This is a genomic window from Flavobacterium sp. CS20 (assembly GCF_018080005.1).
Taxonomy (GTDB): domain Bacteria; phylum Bacteroidota; class Bacteroidia; order Flavobacteriales; family Flavobacteriaceae; genus Psychroflexus.
This window is the reverse complement of sequence record NZ_CP073015.1, coordinates 1,896,665-1,918,174: the sequence shown is the minus strand read 5'-3', so window position 1 is coordinate 1,918,174 and position 21,510 is coordinate 1,896,665. Positions and strand designations below refer to the sequence as shown.

18 protein-coding genes and 1 pseudogene are annotated in these 21,510 nt (G+C 34.0%); 13 read left to right on the top strand and 6 right to left on the bottom strand.

The window, feature by feature from the left end; genetic code table 11:
- Positions 1–110 precede the first annotated feature (110 nt).
- Entirely contained in the window at positions 111–992 is an 882-nt protein-coding gene (locus tag IGB25_RS09060) for an NAD kinase (RefSeq protein WP_211064731.1), read from the bottom strand.
- Positions 993–997: 5 nt separating this feature from the next.
- A complete protein-coding gene (locus tag IGB25_RS09055; RefSeq protein WP_211064730.1) occupies positions 998–1,651 on the bottom strand; it encodes a hypothetical protein in 654 nt (217 codons plus the stop codon).
- Positions 1,652–1,733: 82 nt separating this feature from the next.
- On the opposite strand from IGB25_RS09055, the gene IGB25_RS09050 reads away from it, so the two are divergent.
- The 4 genes from IGB25_RS09050 to IGB25_RS09035 all read left to right on the top strand — a co-directional run bounded on the left by IGB25_RS09050 (position 1,734) and on the right by IGB25_RS09035 (position 6,129).
- Positions 1,734–2,447, top strand: a complete 714-nt coding sequence (locus IGB25_RS09050; RefSeq protein WP_211064729.1) for a pyridoxine 5'-phosphate synthase — start codon at positions 1,734–1,736, stop codon at positions 2,445–2,447.
- Entirely contained in the window at positions 2,444–3,208 is a 765-nt protein-coding gene (locus tag IGB25_RS09045; RefSeq protein WP_211064728.1) for an alpha/beta fold hydrolase, read from the top strand. The genes IGB25_RS09050 and IGB25_RS09045 overlap by 4 nt, the downstream gene beginning before the upstream one ends.
- Positions 3,209–3,323: 115 nt before the next feature.
- Positions 3,324–4,583 (top strand): OmpP1/FadL family transporter, encoded by a 1,260-nt coding sequence (locus IGB25_RS09040; RefSeq protein ID WP_211064727.1) that lies wholly within the window; start codon positions 3,324–3,326, stop codon positions 4,581–4,583.
- A gap of 10 nt (positions 4,584–4,593) precedes the next feature.
- Positions 4,594–6,129, top strand: coding sequence for a G-D-S-L family lipolytic protein (locus tag IGB25_RS09035; protein ID WP_211064726.1), 1,536 nt, complete (start codon positions 4,594–4,596; stop codon positions 6,127–6,129).
- A 23-nt stretch (positions 6,130–6,152) separates the two neighbouring features.
- On the opposite strand, the gene IGB25_RS14925 is transcribed toward IGB25_RS09035, so the two are convergent.
- Positions 6,153–6,401, bottom strand: coding sequence for a hypothetical protein (locus IGB25_RS14925; RefSeq protein WP_247653777.1), 249 nt, complete (start codon positions 6,399–6,401; stop codon positions 6,153–6,155).
- Here IGB25_RS14925 and IGB25_RS09030 point away from each other — a divergent pair.
- The 4 genes from IGB25_RS09030 (at position 6,286) to clpX (ending at position 9,893) form a co-directional block, all read left to right on the top strand.
- Positions 6,286–6,570: a phage holin family protein gene (locus IGB25_RS09030; protein ID WP_247653744.1), complete on the top strand. Its 285-nt coding sequence runs from the start codon at positions 6,286–6,288 to the stop codon at positions 6,568–6,570. The two genes, IGB25_RS14925 and IGB25_RS09030, sit on opposite strands and share 116 nt — an antisense overlap.
- A gap of 71 nt (positions 6,571–6,641) precedes the next feature.
- The gene (tig, locus tag IGB25_RS09025) at positions 6,642–7,964 is read left to right on the top strand and encodes a trigger factor (RefSeq protein WP_211064724.1); all 1,323 of its coding nucleotides are present in this window, start codon (positions 6,642–6,644) and stop codon (positions 7,962–7,964) included.
- Between the two features lie 18 nt (positions 7,965–7,982).
- Positions 7,983–8,657 carry a ClpP family protease gene (locus IGB25_RS09020; protein WP_211064723.1) on the top strand — a complete coding sequence of 225 codons (675 nt, stop codon included), beginning with the start codon at positions 7,983–7,985 and terminating at the stop codon, positions 8,655–8,657.
- Positions 8,658–9,893 (top strand): ATP-dependent Clp protease ATP-binding subunit ClpX, encoded by a 1,236-nt coding sequence (clpX, locus tag IGB25_RS09015; RefSeq protein WP_211064722.1) that lies wholly within the window; start codon positions 8,658–8,660, stop codon positions 9,891–9,893.
- Between the two features lie 26 nt (positions 9,894–9,919).
- Here the strand turns inward: clpX and IGB25_RS09010 are convergent, their stop codons facing one another.
- Positions 9,920–13,318 (bottom strand): hypothetical protein, encoded by a 3,399-nt coding sequence (locus IGB25_RS09010; RefSeq protein ID WP_211064721.1) that lies wholly within the window; start codon positions 13,316–13,318, stop codon positions 9,920–9,922.
- A gap of 613 nt (positions 13,319–13,931) precedes the next feature.
- Entirely contained in the window at positions 13,932–15,209 is a 1,278-nt protein-coding gene (locus tag IGB25_RS09005) for an acetyl-CoA hydrolase/transferase family protein (RefSeq protein ID WP_211064720.1), read from the bottom strand.
- A 198-nt stretch (positions 15,210–15,407) separates the two neighbouring features.
- Here IGB25_RS09005 and IGB25_RS09000 point away from each other — a divergent pair, with 198 nt between their 5' ends.
- Both IGB25_RS09000 and IGB25_RS08995 read left to right on the top strand, forming a co-directional pair.
- Positions 15,408–15,818 carry a BrxA/BrxB family bacilliredoxin gene (locus IGB25_RS09000; protein ID WP_211064719.1) on the top strand — a complete coding sequence of 137 codons (411 nt, stop codon included), beginning with the start codon at positions 15,408–15,410 and terminating at the stop codon, positions 15,816–15,818.
- A 127-nt stretch (positions 15,819–15,945) separates the two neighbouring features.
- Complete coding sequence (locus IGB25_RS08995) at positions 15,946–16,680, top strand: 1-acyl-sn-glycerol-3-phosphate acyltransferase (protein ID WP_211064718.1); 735 nt, start codon at positions 15,946–15,948, stop codon at positions 16,678–16,680.
- Here IGB25_RS08995 and metG read toward each other — a convergent pair.
- Positions 16,677–18,739: pseudogene (gene metG, locus IGB25_RS08990) on the bottom strand (methionine--tRNA ligase). The gene IGB25_RS08995 and the pseudogene metG overlap by 4 nt on opposite strands.
- 143 nt (positions 18,740–18,882) lie before the next feature.
- Here metG and IGB25_RS08985 point away from each other — a divergent pair.
- The 3 genes from IGB25_RS08985 to IGB25_RS08975 all read left to right on the top strand — a co-directional run bounded on the left by IGB25_RS08985 (position 18,883) and on the right by IGB25_RS08975 (position 21,144).
- Positions 18,883–19,263 (top strand): hypothetical protein, encoded by a 381-nt coding sequence (locus IGB25_RS08985; RefSeq protein ID WP_211064717.1) that lies wholly within the window; start codon positions 18,883–18,885, stop codon positions 19,261–19,263.
- Positions 19,232–19,426, top strand: a complete 195-nt coding sequence (locus tag IGB25_RS08980) for a hypothetical protein (protein WP_211064716.1) — start codon at positions 19,232–19,234, stop codon at positions 19,424–19,426. The genes IGB25_RS08985 and IGB25_RS08980 overlap by 32 nt, the downstream gene beginning before the upstream one ends.
- A 608-nt stretch (positions 19,427–20,034) precedes the next feature.
- Positions 20,035–21,144, top strand: a complete 1,110-nt coding sequence (locus tag IGB25_RS08975; protein WP_211064715.1) for a thioredoxin-like domain-containing protein — start codon at positions 20,035–20,037, stop codon at positions 21,142–21,144.
- Positions 21,145–21,510 lie beyond the last annotated feature (366 nt).

The following is a 21,510-nucleotide window of genomic DNA, read 5'->3' as shown; positions in this document are numbered from 1 at the left end:
ATATTTTAGTTGGCTTTTCAAAAAGTGGGCAAATATAGTAATTATGTTATCCAAAGAATACATAAAATTAAATTTGTAGAATACAACTAATAATTAGTAGAAATATTGCTTTAATTTCGATGATCTTTACCCCAAAACAGTTTTGTTCTTAAAGTTTTTAAGAAGCTATTGTCTTTGTGGGAAACCAATTTAATGTTGAAGTCAGCTTTTTTGATTATAATTTCATCATCTTGTGGTAGAACATTTATCCTTGAGTCCATAGATAACAAAAAATTATCTTCTCGACCTGCAATTTTTAGTCTCACTTTTGTTTTGTCTGGAACAACCAATGGGCGAGCACTTAAATTGTGAGGTGCAATTGGCGATAGAACAAAAGATTTGGTTTGCGGGCTAATGATAGGACCACCGCAACTGAGTGAATATCCTGTTGACCCCGTTGGTGTAGCTATGATAAGCCCATCAGACCAATAAGCACCTATGTGTTCGTCGTCTATCCAAGTATCTATGCTTATCATTGAAGTGGTATCTTTTCTGCTGACGGTAACTTCGTTTAATGCGAAATTAAATTTTTGAGCATTAAATTGGGCGTTAGTGCTTTTTATTTTAAGCAGTGAGCGTTCAGACACGCTATAATCGCCATCTAAAATATCATTAATGCTCGAGCTGACTTCATCTTTGTGTATTGTGGCGAGAAAACCAAGTCTTCCTGTATTAATGCCAACTATAGGAATATCGATGTCTTTTACAAATTTTACCGATGATAAAATTGTGCCGTCGCCACCAAGTGAGAAAAATAAATCAAAAGAAGAATCAAGGGTTTCAAAAGTTTTAAACCCATTTGCTTCATCTAAATAATGGTTTTTTAAAATGAGTTTTAAATACTGTTTTTCAAACAAAAAATTGATTTTTCTCTTTTGAAAAACAGCGATGATCTGTTTGAGATATTTGGCAGAATCTGGATAAAAAGCTTGACCGAAAATTGCAACTTTCATAAGGTTTAAACGGTTAAATATTTTGAAAGATATTCAGAATTATTTTTTAATGTTTCTCTATGCTGATCTTCTCGGTGAAAGCTTATAATATTGTAGCCGTAACGTCTAAAACTTTGAAGCAATTCGTTAAGACCTTGATGATGTATGTTTACAACTATTTCAGTTTGATTTTTATCAGTATGGTTGATATAACTGCCATATACTTTTGCATCATTAGCTTCCAAAATTTGAAAAACTTCACTGTATTTAAATTCATCTGAAGGTTTAGACAAAATAAGAACACTAGATTTATCTACATTTAAACCTGTGTTTGAAAATTTAAGAATGATATCATTAATATTCAAACTTCCCAAATATTCATTATTCAAATTGATTAAAGGAATGTCTTGAATTTGATATAAAGACATTGTGTTTAGCCAATCAAAAATTGTAAAATCTTCTAAGAGGTAAATGTCTTTAAGCTTAGTTTTAATGTGATTTAAAAGTGATTCATTTTTATAATCAACCAAATCATCATCAAAAAGTAATCCTTTATATTGCTTATCGTCTAAAACAGCAACAGAAGTGCGTTTTGTTTGTTCAAACAAATGTTTTGCGTCTTGAATAGAATCTTTCAATTCTAAAGTTGGTGTGGCTTGTATGTGATTTTTTAACTTCATAACTAAATGCAAAATAATTAAAATAATAAGTATAGCAACATATAAGAATGTATTTTTGTAATTGCTAAGAAAATTTTATGATATGACAAGATTAAGCGTAAATATTAATAAAATCGCAACCTTAAGAAATGCACGAGGTGGCAATATGCCCGATGTAATTCAGTCAGCAATTGATATTGAGGCTTTTGGAGCTCAAGGAATCACTGTTCATCCGCGACCTGATGAAAGACATATTCGCTATGAAGATGTCAGAGCCTTATCAAAAGTAGTCAAAACTGAATTTAATATTGAAGGCAACCCCAACTTAAAGTTTATCGACTTGGTTTTAGAAACAAAACCAGCTCAAGTTACCTTAGTGCCAGATGCTGTAGATGCTATCACTTCAAATGCGGGTTGGAATACCAAAAAACATCAAGACTACCTTAAAGATATTATTAAAACCTTTAAAGATGCAGGCATTCGCACGTCTATTTTTGTTGACCCTGACATAGAAATGCTAAAGTATGCCAAAACCACAAACACTGATAGAGTTGAGCTATACACAGAAGCTTATGCTAAAAATTTCAAAAACAACAAAGCTACTGCTATCAAAGATTATGTACAAGTTTCTCTATTAGCAAATGAATTGGATATTGACCTTAATGCAGGACACGACCTAAATTTAGAAAACATCGCTTATTTTGCACAAGAAATACCAAACTTAAAAGAAGTGTCAATAGGTCACGCTCTGATATGCGAAGCTTTATACCAAGGATTAGAAAACGTTATCCAATCTTATTTAAAAAAATTACAATGAAACTACACTCACAAATCTCAGGAAAAGGACAGCCAATGGTGATTCTTCACGGATTTTTAGGTATGGGAGACAACTGGAAAACCTTATCTAAAGCTTATGCAAAAGCTGGTTTTGAAGTTCATTTACTAGATTTGAGAAATCATGGTAAAAGTCCACACAGCCAAGATTTTAATTATGAAATTATGGCTAAAGATGTCAATGAGTATTTTAAAGATAAAGGTATAAAAAAAGCAGTTTTAATCGGGCATTCTATGGGAGGAAAAGTGGCGATGTATTTTGCATGTCAACACCCAGAATTACTGACTCATTTGATTGTTGTAGATATTTCGCCAAGGTATTACAAACCCCATCACGACGATATTTTAGAGCGTTTAAAAACCCTACAACAAACCAAGCTTACCTCGAGAAAAGAAGCCGACGCAATTTTAAAAGAAAAAATCAATGATAATGGCGTTAGGATGTTTTTATTAAAAAATTTAAAAAGAGAAAAAGACAACACATTAAATCTTAAACCTAATATTGACGTCTTTATAAATAACAAAGAAAATATCGGTCAGGCTCTACCACAACATTTTATCTATGAAGGGGAAACATTATTTATAAAAGGAGAACATTCAGATTACATTTCAGAAGGTGATAAAGACTTGATCAACAAGCACTTTAGAAACTTTAAAATCCAAACCATAAGCAATACTGGTCATTGGGTGCATGCCGAAAATCCTAAGTCTTTTCTTAGTGAAACATTGAAATTTATATCATAAATTTTATTATGCAAGCATAATAAATTAAAAAAAAGCTTTGTTAATTCTAAATTAATGTTAAATTTGGAGTGTTAAATTAAGATTAATACAATTTTTATCTCTTAAAAATCAATTTATGAAAAAATCACTATTTATTTCTATGCTTGCAACTTTTGCTTTTGTCCAAGCTTTTGCTGGTGGATATAGAGTAAGTTTACAAGGCAATCGATCTTTGGCTATGGGACATACTGGTGTTGCTGTAGTTAACAACGCCGAATCTGCTTTTTTTAATCCTGCTGGATTAGTTTATTTAGAGAACAAACTCAACATTTCAGCTGGTGGTTTTGGTGTATTTAATTCAACTAAATGGCAAAATACAAATACAGGTCAATTTGCTGAACTTGAAGACAATGTAAGTACACCGTTTTACCTCTATGGAAGTTACAAAATCAATGAATGGCTAACTGCTGGACTGTCTGTAACTACACCTTTTGGAAGTCGTGTAGAATGGCAAAAAGATTGGCCAGGTTCTCACTTAATTAATGACATAAACTTAGAAGCATTTTTTATACAACCCATATTATCTATTAAGTTATCCAAACATTTTAGCATTGGTGGAGGTCCGATATATGCCATTGGCAATGTTAATTTTAAAAGAAATATAAATAGAACCTTGACAGATGAAAATGGAGAGCGTTCAAGTGTAGAGATTGACGCTAGTGGAGTTGACGAATGGGGATGGAATGCCAGCTTTCTGTTTACACCAACTGAAAAATTGAGAATCGGTTTTAATTATAAATCAAAAATAGAATTTAAAGCTGAAGACGCGGATGCTACCTTTACTAATATACCTAATTCCTCGCTTGTTCCAGTTTCTAACGGTCAAACTACTTTTAATGCATCTTTGCCTATGCCTGCCGAACTTACCGTAGGTTTGTCCTACGAGTTCAATGATAAACTGCTCTTTGCTTTTGATTATAATAGAGCCATGTGGGAAGCTTACGATTCATTAGACATTTACTTTAATGACCCAAACATCTCACCTTCATTTAATCCAAGAAATTATGAAAATGCAAGTACATACAGATTTGGAGTTCAATACGAAGCGATGGATCAATTAACTTTAAGAGGTGGTTTTTATTATGATGAAACTCCCGTCCAATCTGACTTTTTTTCACCTGAGACCCCAAGAAACGATTCTCAAGGATATACTGCAGGATTCACTTATGATGTTAATGATAAACTTTCTATAGACGCATCTTTCTTATATTTAAGATTTAGCGAAGTCGATGCATCTTATAATGGTTATATTGAAGATGGAATAACAGTTCCATTTAGTGGAACATATAAAAGTACTACGTTTATTCCAGGATTAGGCATTTCTTACAAACTCTAAAATTATTATGATGAAAATATTTAAATTATACCTACTACTTTTTTCAGCAGTTTTTTTTATAAGCTGTGAAGCTGAATTTGATAATGCTATTGAAGACAACGAAGTTTATGACACTGGAGAAGCTGACTTTTCTAATTTTGTTAGCGTTGGAAATTCTTTAACAGCAGGTTTTGCTGATAACGCACTGTATCGCGAAGGTCAAATGAATTCTTTTCCTAACATTTTAGCAAAACAATTTGCTTTAGTTGGTGGTGGAGAATTTAATCAACCGCTTATGGCTGATAACTTAGGTGGATTGTTGCTAAATGGCAACCCCATTCCAGGTTTTGATACGCGTTTGGTTTTATCTACTCTGTCTGGACAACCACTTCCCGACAATATTTCAGGGACTCCGCAAACAGATATTGCTAATGTTCAACAAGGGCCTTTTAACAATATGGGCGTGCCAGGTGCAAAAAGCTTTCATCTTGGACTTTCAGGCTATGGAGACATTAGCAATGTTGGCACAATAGCTAATCCATATTTCGTGAGATTTGCTTCATCGCCAAGTGCTACTGTCATAGAAGATGCTGTAGCTCAAAACCCGAGTTTTTTTAGCTTATGGATTGGTAATAACGATATCTTAGGCTTTGCTTCTTCTGGAGGTGTTGGTGTTGATCAAACAGGAAACCTTGACCCAGCGACTTACGGCTCAACTGACATTACCGATCCTAATGTTTTTGCTCAAATTTATACAGGTTATGTTAATGCCTTAAGTGCTAATGCTTCTGGAGGTGTTCTTTACAATATTCCTGATGTTACTTCTATTCCTTTTTTTACTACCGTTCCCAGAAATGCAGTTCCACTTGATGCTCAAACCGCTGATGTTTTAAACCAACAATTTGCGACTTATAATCAGCAAATCTTACCTGGTTTAGTTCAGTTTAGTTTGATTTCAGCCGAAGAAGCGACTCAACGACAAATCAATTTTCAAGCGGGTCAAAATTTTGTAACCTTAACCGACGAAAGTTTAACCGATATCAGTCAGTTTTTGTTAGCACCGCCTTTTAATTTAGATCCTCAAACGGCTGGCCTTCTTGCTCAATTGCGTCAAGCTACTAACGAAGATTTGATACCATTAACTGCTTCTGGCAATATTGGAAATGTTTTAGATGAACAAGGCACTTTAATTACTGGTGTAACAGTTCCATTAGGCGATGAAAGTGTTTTAACTGTTGATGAGCAAATGATGATTAATAACGCTCGTAATGCTTACAACGCTACCATTCAAAGTGCGACTCAAGCCAATGGTTTAGCCTTTGTGGATGTCAATGCTTTGTTGCAAGAAGCTGAAGTTGGCATTCCTTATGACGGTGGTACTTTATCGTCAACATTTGTAACTGGTGGTGCGTTTTCACTTGACGGTGTTCACCTTACGCCACGTGGTTATGCTTTAGTGGCTAACAAAAGTATTGAAGCCATCAACCAAACCTATGGTTCAACGCTTCCTACTGTTAATATAGGCGATTTCAGAACTATTGCCACTAGCGATAATACTGATTTGTAACATATTTTAACGTATTAAATATTTTATAAACTGCTAAAGAAATTCAATACTTTAGCAGTTTTTTTTATTTTTACACACATTATGAGAAACTCTAGGTCTTTAAACACACTTGTTGAAATTCTGCTCAGTGCTATTGCTGTTGTGGTTTTAGCCAATATTCTACCAGGGATTAATGTTTCCAGTTTTTTGATTGCAACAGTTGTTGCTGCACTGTTAATCCTGCTTAATTTATTTGTTAAACCTATATTGGTTATATTTACTTTGCCAGTCACAATCGTGACATTTGGTCTTTTCTTGTTGGTTATCAATGCTTTAATTATTCTGATATGCGACGCATTGGTGAGTGGCTTTGAAGTCAGTGGGTTTTGGTCGGCATTGCTTTTTAGTATTTTATTATCTATCTTTCAGTCATTTCTTTTTGCATTATCTAAGAAAAAGTAAAGCTTTAACAGATTTTGTCTAAGCCATAAAATAATTGTACTTTTGCAAACTCAAAATTCAATAGAAAACCTATGGATGTTAAGCACGAAAATAAAGACTCACTCAACGCTGTTGTAAAAGTTGATATTCAAAAAGATGACTATCAACCTAAAGTCGATAAAATTTTAAAAGACTATAAAAAATCAGCCAATATACCTGGTTTTAGAAAAGGTCACGTGCCTTTAGGGCTTATCAAAAAGCAATATGGTCAAGCCGTTTTGGTTGATGAAGTTAACAAATTGCTTCAAGAAGCACTCAACAAATACATTACTGAAGAAAAACTTGATATTCTCGGTAATCCTATTCCAAAACAACAAGATGATTTTGATTGGAACAAGGAAAATTACCAATTTGAGTTTGAATTGGGTTTAGTACCTGATTTTGAGATAGACTTAAAACCTAAAAAAGGGGTAAGACATTTTAAAATTGAAGCCGATAAAGAAATGATTGACAATCAGATCAAATCTATTCGCAAACAATACGGTAAGCTGGTCTCTCAAAACGAAGTTCAACCTGGATTTTTAGTTCAAGGAACTTTTGTCAATGATGACGAAGAAATTGACCACGAAACCACTTTGAAAGTTGAAGACCTTAAAAGCAAAAAAGACCAAAAATTATTAGTTGGAGCAAAAGTCAATGACAGCGTAAGTTTTAAAACTAAGGGTTTGTTTAAAGAAACTTCAGACTTAGCTAAACATTTAGGAATTGAGGAAGAAAAAGCTAAAGACTTGAATGTTGAGGTAACTTTTAATATCAGCGAAATCAATGAGGAAATCCTCGCTGAACTCAATGAAGAATTCTTTGAAAAAATATATCCTGGCGAAGAGATTAAAACAGAAGAAGACCTTAGAAAAAAAATCAAATCTGATGCCGAAAAGCAACTCGAACAACAAAGCGACCAACAATTGCTCAATGATGTTTCAGAATATTTAATTGACAACACAAGTTTTGATTTGCCATCAGAATTTCTTCAAAAATGGTTAAGGATGTCTGGCGAAAAAGAATTGACGGTAGATGAAGCTAAAGAAGAATTTGAAAAAAGTGAAAAAGGTCTAAGATTTCAGTTGATTGAAGGCAAAATTATTAAAGACAACGACCTTCAAGTAACCTCTGATGAAATAAAAGATGCGACCAAAGATCGTATCAAAATGCAGTTGGCACAATTTAGCCAAGACAATATGCCAGAAGAACAACTCGACAGCATTGCACAAAATATTCTTCAAAAAGATGAGGAAGCTAAAAAGATTTCAGACCAAGTGATAAACCAAAAGTTGCTTAATTTCTACAAGGAAAATGTTAACCTAAAAGTTAAAAAAGTAACTTATGAAAAATTTATTGACGAAGTTTACAAATAGACTGTTACAAAAGACAATATGAATATAAACAAAGAATTTGAAAAGTTTGCCACCAAAGACCAAGGCATCAACTCTAATTATTATTCCAAGATTATTACGAGTATGATTCCTACGGGAATGACGCCCAACATCATTGAAGAACGACAGATGAATGCTGTAGCAATGGATGTGTTTTCAAGACTGATGATGGATCGTATTATTTTTCTTGGCACACCAATCAATGATCAAGTGGCTAACATTATTCAAGCACAACTTTTATTTTTAGAATCTACAGATGCCTCAAAAGATATTCAAATCTATATCAACTCGCCAGGTGGAAGCGTCTATGCTGGTCTTGGCATTTATGATACAATGCAGTTTATCAAGCCAGATGTAGCCACAATCAACACAGGTATTGCGGCATCAATGGGAGCTGTTTTGCTTTGTGCTGGTGCAGAAAACAAACGCTCTGGTTTGCCACATTCTCGTGTGATGATACACCAACCTATGGGCGGTGCTCAAGGTCAAGCGGATGATATTCAAATTACAGCTCAACAAATTATAAAACTCAAAGAAGAACTCTATCAAATTATCTCAAAACATACGGGTAAAGATTACAATCAAGTTTATGAAGATGGCGATAGAGATTTTTGGATGAATGCAGATGAAGCCTTAGAATATAAGATGATTGATGAAATTTTAAAAAGAGAATAAATGGCTAAAGAAAATCTTGAATGCTCATTTTGTGGACGTAAAAAATCTGAAACCAACTTGCTGATTGCAGGATTGGATGCTCATATTTGTGACAAGTGTATTGAACAAGCTCATGGCATTGTTTTAGAAGAAATCACCACACACCATAAAAGCGATATTGATAAAGATTTCAAACTTCAAAAACCCAAAGCCATCAAAGCGTTTTTGGATGAATACGTCATAGGTCAAGACTATACCAAAAAAGTGATGTCCGTAGCGGTTTACAACCATTACAAAAGACTACTTCAACCTAAAAATAAAAAAGACGATATTGAAATCCAAAAAAGTAATATCGTTATGGTAGGACAAACTGGGACTGGCAAAACTTTAGTCGCTAAAACCATTGCCAGAATGCTCAATGTACCTCTTGCTATTGTAGATGCAACAGTGCTTACCGAAGCAGGTTATGTTGGCGAAGACGTTGAAACCATACTTACTAAACTTCTCGCGGTGACCGATTACAATGTTGAAAAAGCTCAAAATGGAATTGTATTTATTGACGAAATTGATAAAATTGCCCGCAAATCTGATAACCCGTCAATCACAAGAGATGTGAGTGGTGAAGGCGTGCAACAAGCCTTGCTGAAACTCCTCGAAGGCACTACAGTCAACGTACCACCAAAAGGCGGTCGAAAACATCCCGACCAAAATTTTATTGAAATCGATACCGAAAACATTTTGTTTATCGCAGGCGGTGCTTTCGATGGCATTGACCGTCATATTTCTAAACGCCTCAATATGCAAGCCGTGGGTTACGGTGCGTCAAAAATCGGTGCTGGCATTGACAAAGAAAACATACTTCAATACATCATTCCAAAAGATCTTAAAGATTACGGTCTAATACCAGAAATTATTGGGCGTTTACCAGTTTTAAGCTATATGAATCCTTTAGATAAAGAAACGCTCAGACGAATCTTGACAGAGCCCAAAAATGCTATTGTTAAGCAATACGAAAGACTATTTTCTATGGACGATATCGAGCTCATTTTTACAGATGGTGCATTAGATTTGATTGTAGAAAAAGCCCTTGAATATAAACTCGGAGCAAGAGGTCTGCGTTCATTGTGCGAAGCCGTCCTTACCGATGCTATGTTTGACATGCCTGACGGTGATGATAAAACTCTAAAAGTAACTAAAAATTATGTCGAAAATGCTTTGCAAAAATCTACACTAAAAAAGCTTAAAGCGGCATCTTAAGCAAAACTAAATTTGATGGGGGAAATTTAAAAATAAGCTCTTAGCTGAACACTCCCAGTGTGAATTGTTTTAGAGTCTGAAGATTTTCGACCTGAATAATTTAAATTTAAATCTAAAAACGACGTGATTTTACGCTGTGCAAAAAGTGTCCACGTAAAATTATCATCAGGTTGTAAACCTTCTAACATTTGAAAAGCCACTGGCGAAAAGCTGTTGCCTTCAAAGTCGTTTTTGATGTATTTGAATTCACCGTTAATATTATACTTGTTGCCTTTGATAAAAGTAAAGGATGTGCCTAAAGCTTGTTGCGTTAAGGTTTCATTTCCTGAAACATTTTCTTGATTCTTAAATTCATAAAAAGCATCAAAGCGTTTTTGGTCAGAAAATAAATATGATATCTTGAGTTGGGCTTCTTCTGCTTGAAGTTTGAAATTGCGATTGGTAAAGTTTTCAGAAATGCTTTCGTTTTCAGCATAACTCAAATTGGTATTTAAGAGCCACGATTCTCCAAATTTATGCAAAACATCCCATTGGTGATTTGTTAGTTTATTTTCCTGTAAACCAATGCTTAATAAGTTTTTATTAGTATTAGAAATAAAAGTGTAAGAATTGGTAAAGTGCTGTCTGCCTCGATTAAAAAACAAGGTGTTTCTAAAATTAGAGACCAAAGCTAATTCTTCAGCTCCATCAGAGCTAAAAGGATTAATTTGTATAGCATTACCGTCTCGTGCCAGTTTTCTGTCAATGTTAAAGGCACTTTGGTTAAAAAAGTGAGATAAAACTTTTTTCAATCCTTCTTCACTTTCCCAAGCTCTTAAATTTAAGGTTAATTGTTCAGAAAATCGATTTTGATTCACCCCAACAAAGGTTTGATTGGGCAACAAAATTCTTACGTATTCGCCTTGATCTTGAAATTGGGCGAGTTCAAACTCATTGAGTTCTTGAACACCATTTTCATTAAAATCAATCCACGTGTATTGACCTTGACCTGGGTCAACTTGAACAAAAGTGAAATCTTGACGGGCTATACTTCCGCTATTGGTTTCATAAGTGGTGCGTAAATTCAGTTTTCTATCAAATAAAAACTGGTTGTATTGCAAACGCACATTCACATTTTCTTTGTCTTGAGCGTTGGGCCTGTTGAATTTAATTTTTCTGTAATTTCCAAAAAAACGCAACTGTGTCGATTCATTTTGAACTAAAGTAGATTTCAAATAAATATCATTTGAGATAGAAGCTTTGGCTAAAATGCCTTGAGCTATACTATCGGTTTGTCGATACCGATAGCCCAACTGAGCAAAAACCGCTGTGCTGTCGCCTATGCCAACAAAACTTTCGTAATCTGTAAAACGTTGCGATTTGGCGGTTAGGCTGTCGGTTTGTTTATTTAATTCTTGATTGTCTTCTAAATCGATGCTCGCTCCAACCCAATATTTATCAAAACTATAAGTCGATTGAGCATTGAGCCGAATAAATTCAGATTCAAACTGGTTGGAATCTGAGTTTAAAACACTGGCATTCAGTTGAAGTTGAACAGGATTCCAATCCATTAGCGTTTGCAGTTGATGTTTATCGCCTTTGAAATTTTCTGAAAACTCTAAATGATTAAATCTATAAGTTGAAAAAATTTGATCTTTCCAGTTCAATCTTGTGTAAGCATCAGTTAACAGTTGATTTCCCAAAGGATTTTCAATATTCCAGTCTCTTGTAAATTCTACATTAAACAGGCGTTGAATGGATGTAAAATTATCTTCAATAAAATTAACATCTAAACCTACATCAAGCTTAAGGCTGTCTTGGGTTTGTATTAAATTTTGCGTGATATTCATCCTTGCTGCAAGTCCTGTGTTGTTGTCGTCATCAAGGTCAGAAAATAAGTTTTTATCGTTGTCGCTTAAAGCTATTTCATAATCAATAGCGGTTTTTTTAGAAATATTATAGTATCCATTCACCATAGCCACTTGTAGATTTTGTGGAGCAATAAGCTGTTGAATAGGTTCAAAATTTCCTTGTGGTACACCATTTTCTGGTGGCACAAACTCATATATACTTGTAACTGTTGTGGTGTTGCTTAAAATATAGTTGCCTTGATTTTGTCCGACTTCTGTAAAGGTTACGCTAAACAAAGTGTCTTCAGGGTCATTAGAAAACACAAAAGCTTCTATGCCATTGATAATTTCTTTTTTATATAAAATTCTGTTTTCAGAAAACTCTGTTTCTTGGGCACTTGGCACAAACATTTGAGCTTGGTCATCACCAGCTTCGGCTAACGCTTGAACTTGAAACTCGTTTAGACTTTGTTGCAGAGGTTGATTTTTTAGGTCACTTTCTGTGAAATACATCCCATTGATGCCCCAGTTTTCGCTTTGATGACTGGTTTTGGCTTGAGCGACAACCCGTGTGAAATTTTGCTCGGTAAATTGGTATTCGACTATAATCCGCATTTCAGAAGTAATCGGAAATGTAGAATTAAATATGATTTCACCTGCGTTGTAGTTGATGATATAATCGTAATTTTCGCCACGTTGCAGTCGTCTTCCGTTCACGAAAACAGCTTCGCTACCAGATACTATTAAAACAAAAAGTTCTCCATTTGGTCCTCTGATTTTATATGGACCTTGATTGCCTTCTTGAGCCGTCAATTGCGTTCTCGCAAAAACACCTCTGACTAAAGCACCTGCAATACCGGCTTGGGTTTGTTGATCTTCACCAAATTCGGCATCAACCTTTAGACCTTGCACACGTTTGGTGAAACTGGCAAAAAACGATTGGTCTTCTATCAAGTCGATATCACCTGCACGAATACCCCAACTCGAGCCTTGCAATTCAATAAATATTTGGTCAAATTCGTCTAAACGTTGCGAAAATCCATTGTCTTGAGTTGGCACATTAGCATCTTGAATAGAGGCTCGTAAACTTACATTGGGTGAAATTTGTCCTGAAATTTGCAAGTCCAATTCAGATTGCGTAACGGCATTTTGATTATTGCCAATCACAACCGCTCTTGAAATATTACCGCTTGTATTTAAACCTTGAAATGGCGATATAAACTCTTTGTCTCTCTCTTTTATTAAGTCAAAATAGCTGTCTTTATTTTGACGGGCGGTGATAATGATTTTAGGATCGTAAAGGCTGTAGTTTTGGGTTAGAAATTCAGGTAATGGATAATAGTTGATTTTAATTTTTTCAAAAGTATTTTTAAGCGAGTCTTTGGGATACAACATTGCTTTTCTAAAACTTACATCATACCAACTGCTATCAATCGTTTTATTGTCGAGCGAAACCGCTTTAAAGTCAAAAGGACTGATGCTTGTGGTATCAATTTGAATACTATCCGAGACTTGAAGCACCTTAGTTATAGGCTGGTTTTGTGCCACAAGTGACGCACTGAACCATAAGCTTAAAACCACAAGATACTTTTGCATAATGGTAAAACTAAAGGTTTTAGGATATATTATGTGAGTTTGGGTTTAAAAATCTACTATTCAGTTTCAAGGGATTAAAACCTTATGTAAAAACCTGTCTTGAAAAAGAACTCAAAATAGATTTCAAAAAACATAACGGCTAAAATTGAAAAGTTAGTGTCGTGTTTTTACACTGTGCTACGAGACCGTATGGCAGGAAAACTTAGAACTTACAGGGAAGAAATTGAAATAATAGAAAATGGATAAATCCATTCACAATCGAATATTTGCAAACTATGGAAAAGCCAATGCACAATCCTAAGCGTTTCAAGGGTTTTAAATGGTTGGATTGTAGCCATTCTATTTATAACAAATCCGAAATCTATAACTTTAAATTCTGACTTTCTAAGGAAATCCTATTTAATGCTATTTTCAATTTTCAGAAGTTTTGGCTACAAGGATAATGATAAATATAGTGAAACCAAATCAACCGAGAATAAGTCAAAAATCATATAGTTTAAAAACATCAAATTTATGAGAAATAAACAGATAATTTTCATGATATAGATAAGAAAAAGCTACTTATCTTTCACCTTTAAAATAATTTCTAAAAGTTTAATGTTATTATCTAATCTTAAAACTCTCCAAAACGTTCATAAGTCGCTTTTTCAAGTGCTTCTCTATGATTGGGATGTGCAATTGAAGTTAAGGCTTGAGCACGTTGTTTCATATTTTTTCCAAATAAATCAACTACGCCGTATTCCGTCGCAACGTAATGCACGTGGGCACGTGTTGTGGTTACACCAGCACCTTGATTAAGAAAAGGGACAATCTTAGAAACGCCTTTCTTGGTTACTGATGGCATAGCAATAATAGCTTTGCCACCATCAGATAAAGCGACACCACGAATAAAATCCATTTGACCACCTACGCCAGAAAATTGAAATTGCCCAATAGTATCAGCACAAACCTGACCTGTAATGTCAATTTCAATAGCTGAATTAATGGCTGTTACTTTTGGATTTAACCGAATTATAGCCGTATCGTTGGTATAACTGGCTTCTTTAAAATGCACAAAGGGATTATCGTCTATAAAGTCGTAAAGTTTTTGAGAGCCCATTGCAAAACAAGTGACAATTTTACCTGGTTTTATATGTTTGTTTTCGCCTGTGATAATGCCTTTTTCAACTAAGGGCAAAATGCCATCTGAAAACATTTCAGTATGAATACCCAACTGTTTATGATGAGTCAAATTATTTAAAACTGCATTTGGAATAGCACCAATTCCCATTTGTAATGTGGCACCATCTTCAACCAATTCGGCGATATTTTTACCAATACTGGCATCAATTTCGTTTGGTGTAACAGCATCATGCCCAAAAATAGGCTCATCAACTTGCACCGCAGCATCAATTTGACTGATATGAATGATACCATCACCGTGTGAACGCGGCACTTGTGGGTTGATTTGTGCTACAACTATTTTTGCCGTTTCCATAGCGGCAATTGTCACATCAATAGAAGTGCCTAATGAACAATAGCCATGTTTATCAGGCGGAGATACATGAATAAAGGCAACATCAAGCGGTAGAATATTTCGTCTAAACAATTGATCTATCTCACTTAAAAATATAGGAATATAGTCGCCTTTTGGTCCATTAATTGCTCGCCTAACATTACCAGCAACAAAACACGAATTGATTTTAAATGATTGTTGATAAGGATCTTCTGTATATTTAGCTTCGCCTTCGGTGTGCATTTGTATAATTTCTATACCATCTATTTCTTTGTAACGTTGACATAATGCATCGATGAGAATTTTTGGTGTCATGGCGACACCTTGAAAAAAAATACGTTGATTAGATTTTATGAGATTGACAGCTTCTTCTGCAGAACAATATTTGATGGACATAATTGCTTAATTTGATTTACAAATGTATATAACTTATGATACATTAAATATAGTATCAACAATATTCTTAGGAGAATTAAGTGTTTTTAATTTTCTGATTTTTTTACACTATATTTTGTGTTTTTTAACCTTTTTCCTATCCAAAAGTCTTAACTTATCACAGTCTTAATTTGTATATTTGCATTAAAATTTGAAATTATGTATCCACCAGAATTAGTAAAACCCATGAAAGATGAGTTGACAACAGTAGGCTTTAAAGAGCTATTGTCAGCCCAAGATGTAGATAATGCACTAACTCAAGACGGTACGGCTTTAGTCTTGGTTAATTCAGTTTGTGGTTGTGCGGAAGCCAATGCTAGACCAGGTGCAAAAATGGCTGTTGACCATGATAAAACACCAGAAAATCTTTATACGGTTTTTGCTGGTGTTGATACCGAAGCAACAGACAAAGCCCGTTCATATATGGTGCCATTTCCGCCGAGCTCACCTTCTATTGCTTTGTTTAAAGATGGTGAATTGGTTCACATGCTTGAGCGTCACCATATTGAAGGTCGTCCTGCAGAAATGATAGCCGATAACCTTAAAGCGACTTTTGATGAGCATTGCTAATATGACTTTTGCAAACTTGCAAAATCACAACGTTTTATTTATAAACATCGTTTTTAAAAATTAAATCCTTTGCCTTTGCAGAGGATTTTTTTATATCACACAAAATCACCAAGTCAGTTTATATCTTATGAAAAAAATTTTATCCTATCCACTTTCAATCATTTTTTACTTGGCTTTTGGTTTGGTTTTGGTTGTTTTTCATGGGCTTCAGTTTATTGCACATCGCGGTTTTGGCTATCAAGCTCATAAGATCTGTGTAGATTGGCTTAATTTTTTTATTATGCGATGTCTAAACTTGCTTGGAACTCGCATTAGCTTTGATAATACCTATAAGTTAGACAAAGATAAGCCACATATCATCGTGGCTAACCACCAAAGTATGTATGATATTCCGCCATTGATTTGGTATTTAAGAAAAATTCATCCAAAATTTATCAGCAAAAAAGAACTCGGCAAAGGCATTCCATCAGTTTCTTATAATTTACGGCACGGTGGATCGGTTTTAATTGATAGAAAAGATAGTGAAAAAGCCGTAAAAGCCATTAAAAACTTTGGTCAGTATCTCAGCAAAAACAAGCATTCAGGAGTTATTTTTCCTGAAGGCACACGAAGTCGTGATGGTCAGCTTAAGCGTTTTTCAGAAAATGGGTTAAAAACCTTAATCGAAAACTGTCCAGATGCTATTTTGATTCCAGTAAGTATTAAAAACTCATGGCAACTTCAGCAATATGGCATGTTTCCACTGCCTATTGGGGTAAAAATTTTATTTAAAGTTCACCAACCTATTGATGTTTCTCAAAATGATTTTAACACTTGTTACAACCATGCTTTAAAGTCTATACAATCAGAAATTGACAATTAAGCTATTGTTTTTCCACACGGGGTTTCAACATCTGGGTTTATAAATACTAATTCACCTTTTTTATTTTCGGTCATTAATATCATACCTTCGCTAAGTGTTCCTCTCAATTTAATGGGCTTAAGGTTGATGACAACACTTACTTGTTTGCCAATTATTTCTTCAGCTTTAAAGTATTCAGCTATACCTGAAACAATAGTTCTTTGTTCTAAACCGATATCAACTTTTAAAACCATGAGCTTTTTAGTTTTAGGCATTTTTTTGGCGTCGATAATTTTTCCAGTTCTAATGTCTAATTTGCTAAAATCGTCAAATGTGATTTGCTTTTTTTGTGGTGTCAATTCTACTTTAGCCGTATTGTTATCAATCTTACTTTGTTTTAATTTATCTAATTGAAATTGAACCTGTTGGTCTTCAATTTTAGAAAACAACAATTCAGCTTTTTCTATATAATGGTCAACAGGAAGTAAAACTTTGTGTTTGGCAATATTTGACCAATTGAGATCAATAGCTAATGAATTTAGTCTTAACATACGGCTTAATTTTTCAGAAGTATGTGGTAAAAAAGGTTCACTTAGCACAGCTAAAGCCGTTGAGATTTGCAAAGCAACAAACATGATGTTTTGAGTCCGTTTGGGGTTGGTTTTAAAATGCTTCCAAGGTTCTTCATCAGCTAAATATTTGTTGCCCAATCGAGCCAATTCCATCAATTTTTGCTGAGCTTCTCTAAAGCGGTATTTTTCAATAGACTCTCCAATTTTTTTAGGAAATTTTTTAATCTCTTCAAGTGTTTCTTGGTCTATGGGTTGTAAATCATTTGCAAGTGGCACTTTTCCGCCGTAATATTTATGGGTTAAAACAGCTACACGGTTGATAAAATTTCCATAAATAGCCACGAGTTCGTTGTTGTTTCTGGCTTGAAAGTCCTTCCATGTAAAATCATTGTCTTTAGTTTCTGGAGCATTGGCAGTTAAAACATAACGCAACACATCTTGTTGGTTTGGAAAATCTTCTAAATATTTGTGCAACCAAACCGCCCAGTTTTTTGATGTGGATAGTTTTTGTCCTTCAAGATTGAGAAATTCGTTAGCAGGTACATTATCTGGCAACTTAAAACTGCCTTCAGCTTTAAGCATACACGGAAAGATAATGCAGTGAAATACAATATTGTCTTTTCCTATAAAATGGACCAACTTGGTGTCTTTATTTTTCCAATAATCTTCCCAGTTTTTACCAACTTGTTTTACCCAGTCTTTTGTAAATGAAATATATCCTATTGGGGCGTCAAACCAAACATAAAGCACTTTGCCTTCAGCATCTTTTAATGGCACAGAAATACCCCAATCTAAATCGCGTGTTACAGCTCTTGGGCGTAATCCTTCATCAATCCACGATTTGCATTGACCGTAAACATTGGGTTTCCAGTCTTTTTTATGCTCTTTTATAATCCACTGTTTTAAGAAGTCACTGTATTGGTCAAGTGGTAGAAACCAATGCTTGGTTGTTTTAAGCGTGGGTTTGTTTTTTGTGATAGTAGATTTTGGGTTGATTAAATCTGTAGCATTAAGGAAATACCGCATTTTTCACATTGATCGCCGTAAGCTTCTTCGTGACCACATTTGGGACAAGTGCCGATTACAAATCTATCAGCTAAAAACTGTTGAGCTTCTTTGTCATAAAGTTGCTCGGTGGTTTGTTCTATAAATTTATCATTATCGTATAAAGTCATAAAAAAATCAGAAGCAGTTTTTTGATGCGTTTTGGATGTTGTTCTGCCATAATGGTCAAAGGCAATACCAAACTCTTTAAAAGAAGACTTGATCATATTGTGATATCGATCCACGATATCTTGTGGTGAAACGCCTTCTTTTTTGGCTTTAATAGTAATCGGTACGCCGTGTTCATCGCTACCGCAGACAAAAAGCACATCTTTATTTTGTAATCTTAAATAACGAGCGTAAATATCTGCTGGAACATAAACACCAGCCAAATGCCCAATGTGAATAGAGTGGTTGGTATAAGGTAAAGCTGCTGTAATGGTATAGCGTTTAAAATCTTTCATATCGCATAGAAGTTATATTAAAACTGATTGAAAAAACGCAAAATTACACAATCTTAATCTGACTAAAGAAATATTATAACCTAACATCGATTTATGTTGATTATTTGTTGTAAAATTGAAATTAAATTATAATCGATCTAATCATGAAAAAAATCAATTTACTTTTAATGTGTCTCGTTTTAACTTTAGTAAATTTTTCTTGCTCTAGCGACGATGATGTCAATGTTGTAGAAAACAATAACTTTTTAAAAATTGGCAACACAGAGCTTGAACTTAAAGCTGGTGTTATTGAAAATTTTGGCACTTTTAACAATCTAACCAATTTTGGTATTACCTTAGTTGATACTAACATTGTTATAGTGAATGGTCAACCAGTACCAGAAAACAACATAGTCAATTTGATTAATTTTGATCTTTTTACCGACTCGAATCAAGATTTAGTAGAAGGCGAATATCCCTTAGTAGATTTTTCTGAAATCACAGGACAAACCTTTGAGTATCTTTGCTATATTAGAAAACATTGACATCAGTTCAGAGACTGAAATCGATGAACCTCCTTTTTTGGTTGAAGGAAATCTTCAAGTCATCAGCAACAGCCCAGAATACGAAATAGAATTTTCTGGAGTTGACAATTTAGGTCGTGAGATCAGCGGTTATTATAAAGGCAGTTTAATCACTGCTAACTAATACCGAATGTTTATTTTGAATATCTCATAAACATTCCTTATAAAACCTGCTTGCCACCTTTAGAATCACAAAAACTGACCTAAAAACAAGACCTATCTATCATTACAAGCAATGAAGAATAGAGATTCATGTCTGCTTGAATTTTATAGCATATAAGGTGAACAAAGAGTTAGAAAGACAGCTGAAAGAAAAGAAATCAGACTTATCGCCTGAAAAAGTAATTGAAATCACACATAGCATCTTTGGAATTGATATTACAACACCTAAGAAAAATTAAAAAAAATATTGATATTAACAGATGAGCATAGGCAAATCTCTACTCTTTTTAATTTTGGTTGTTAATTTGTGGAAGTCAGCAGATTTGATTAGCATGAATATAAAACATTTGATAGTTACGATAAAATCTCGATTTTTTTAAAGTTTCAATGGCTATTTTTACTTTGGATTCTGATGTGAATTTTCTTCTTGTTTCTAAAAAAATAGTTTTAAAATTAATCAAATTTTTGGGAGTAGTTTCATAGAGTTAAACTACAAATTAACAATATATTATAAGATTAAGTCAGTTTTATATTTTTCATTATTTATTTTTGTAATAAAATTTTTAGAATATGAAAGGATTAGTTTTAAGTGTATTTTCAATACTTATGGTTGTTGCCTGTCAAAGTAAAAAAGCAGATTTTACAGCTCAGATAGATGGTGTTAAGGATAGCACAAAAGTATATTTTTCTAAATTAGGAGAAAACAATCAACCTGTGCCTGTGGATACTGTAGAAGTGATGAACGGTCAATTTTCTTTAGATTTAGAAGAAGGAGAGCCACAACAACTCAACATGTTTACGATAGAAGGCGTTAACAGCAATTTATTTTTTGTAAATGAAGACGAATCAATCGAGGCTGTTTTGTATAAAGATAGCCTAAGAAGCTCAAAAATCATGGGTGGAAAGCACAATGAACTTTTAATGACTTATATGGATACATTGAAAGCTTCAGCCAATGCTATGAATAAATTAGGTCAAGATATGCGTAAAGCCATGATGAATCAAGACCGTGAAACTTTAAATAGCTTAAGAAAAAAACAAAAGCTTCTTCAAGACCAAGACATTGCTTTTAGAAAAAAAATGGCAGAATCAAATCCAAATTCAATAGTGGTCGCTTTGGCTTTATCAGATTTAATGTCGAGTAAAAAATTACCAAATTCAGACATTAAATCTATTTACAATAGTTTTTCTGACGAGGTAAAAGATCATACATTAGGTAAACTTCTGGCGGAAAATATTGCTAAAATGTCTAAAACTGATATTGGTGCCAAAGTTGAAATGTTTGAAGCTCCAACACCAGGTGGCGATGTTTTATCTTTAAAAGACGCTATGGGCAAACTTACTTTAATTGATTTTTGGGCGTCTTGGTGTAAACCTTGTCGTATGGAAAACCCAAATGTTGTGAGTGTTTACAATGATTACAAGGACAAAGGTTTCTCTATTATAAGCGTGTCTTTAGATAAAAACAAAAGTAGTTGGGAAAAGGCAATTAAGGATGATAAAATGGATTGGTATCATATTTCAAACCTCAAATATTGGAATGAGCCTATCGCTAAAGAATGGGGCGTAAGGTCTATTCCTGCCACGTTTTTAATTGATGAAAATGGCGTGATTGTTGCCAAAAACTTAAGAGGAAATGTCCTTAGACAAAAAGTTGATGAAATTTTAGGTGAAGAATAATAATTTCAACTTTTAACTTAACTTTGGTTCGACTAATAACATATAATGACTTTTTTAATCTCAAAGATAAAGAATAACACTTGTATTTTCATCATATAGCCTAATTTCGATACTCTTGACAAATTTCAGGATTCTTCGTTTTACTCCGAAAAATTACTCAATTTGACGGTTTTATTTAATTAGTTACTTAAATCAAACTCATGTTATTTATGTCAGCAGTAGATAGACGATAGGTTATCGAAGTAGTTTTCAAAAAACTGTAATGGCTAAAGCAAGTAAAATTGTATTGCTTTCACTCCAAGTTGTGTTGGATTGTCTGACTGCATTTTTGTCAACTCAAAATACAGGCCATCATTATTATTCTGA

What these genes read in the sequence shown, in the direction of transcription:
- IGB25_RS09060 (WP_211064731.1), bottom strand. Translation starts at nt 992, where the DNA reads ATGAAAGTTGCAATTTTCGGTCAAGCTTTTTATCCAGATTCTGCCAAA.
- IGB25_RS09055 (WP_211064730.1), bottom strand. Translation starts at nt 1,651, where the DNA reads ATGAAGTTAAAAAATCACATACAAGCCACACCAACTTTAGAATTGAAA.
- IGB25_RS09050 (WP_211064729.1), top strand. Translation starts at nt 1,734, where the DNA reads ATGACAAGATTAAGCGTAAATATTAATAAAATCGCAACCTTAAGAAAT.
- IGB25_RS09045 (WP_211064728.1), top strand. Translation starts at nt 2,444, where the DNA reads ATGAAACTACACTCACAAATCTCAGGAAAAGGACAGCCAATGGTGATT.
- IGB25_RS09040 (WP_211064727.1), top strand. Translation starts at nt 3,324, where the DNA reads ATGAAAAAATCACTATTTATTTCTATGCTTGCAACTTTTGCTTTTGTC.
- IGB25_RS09035 (WP_211064726.1), top strand. Translation starts at nt 4,594, where the DNA reads ATGAAAATATTTAAATTATACCTACTACTTTTTTCAGCAGTTTTTTTT.
- tig (WP_211064724.1), top strand. Translation starts at nt 6,642, where the DNA reads ATGGATGTTAAGCACGAAAATAAAGACTCACTCAACGCTGTTGTAAAA.
- IGB25_RS09020 (WP_211064723.1), top strand. Translation starts at nt 7,983, where the DNA reads ATGAATATAAACAAAGAATTTGAAAAGTTTGCCACCAAAGACCAAGGC.
- clpX (WP_211064722.1), top strand. Translation starts at nt 8,658, where the DNA reads ATGGCTAAAGAAAATCTTGAATGCTCATTTTGTGGACGTAAAAAATCT.
- IGB25_RS09010 (WP_211064721.1), bottom strand. Translation starts at nt 13,318, where the DNA reads ATGCAAAAGTATCTTGTGGTTTTAAGCTTATGGTTCAGTGCGTCACTT.
- IGB25_RS09005 (WP_211064720.1), bottom strand. Translation starts at nt 15,209, where the DNA reads ATGTCCATCAAATATTGTTCTGCAGAAGAAGCTGTCAATCTCATAAAA.
- IGB25_RS09000 (WP_211064719.1), top strand. Translation starts at nt 15,408, where the DNA reads ATGTATCCACCAGAATTAGTAAAACCCATGAAAGATGAGTTGACAACA.
- IGB25_RS08995 (WP_211064718.1), top strand. Translation starts at nt 15,946, where the DNA reads ATGAAAAAAATTTTATCCTATCCACTTTCAATCATTTTTTACTTGGCT.
- IGB25_RS08985 (WP_211064717.1), top strand. Translation starts at nt 18,883, where the DNA reads ATGAAAAAAATCAATTTACTTTTAATGTGTCTCGTTTTAACTTTAGTA.
- IGB25_RS08975 (WP_211064715.1), top strand. Translation starts at nt 20,035, where the DNA reads ATGAAAGGATTAGTTTTAAGTGTATTTTCAATACTTATGGTTGTTGCC.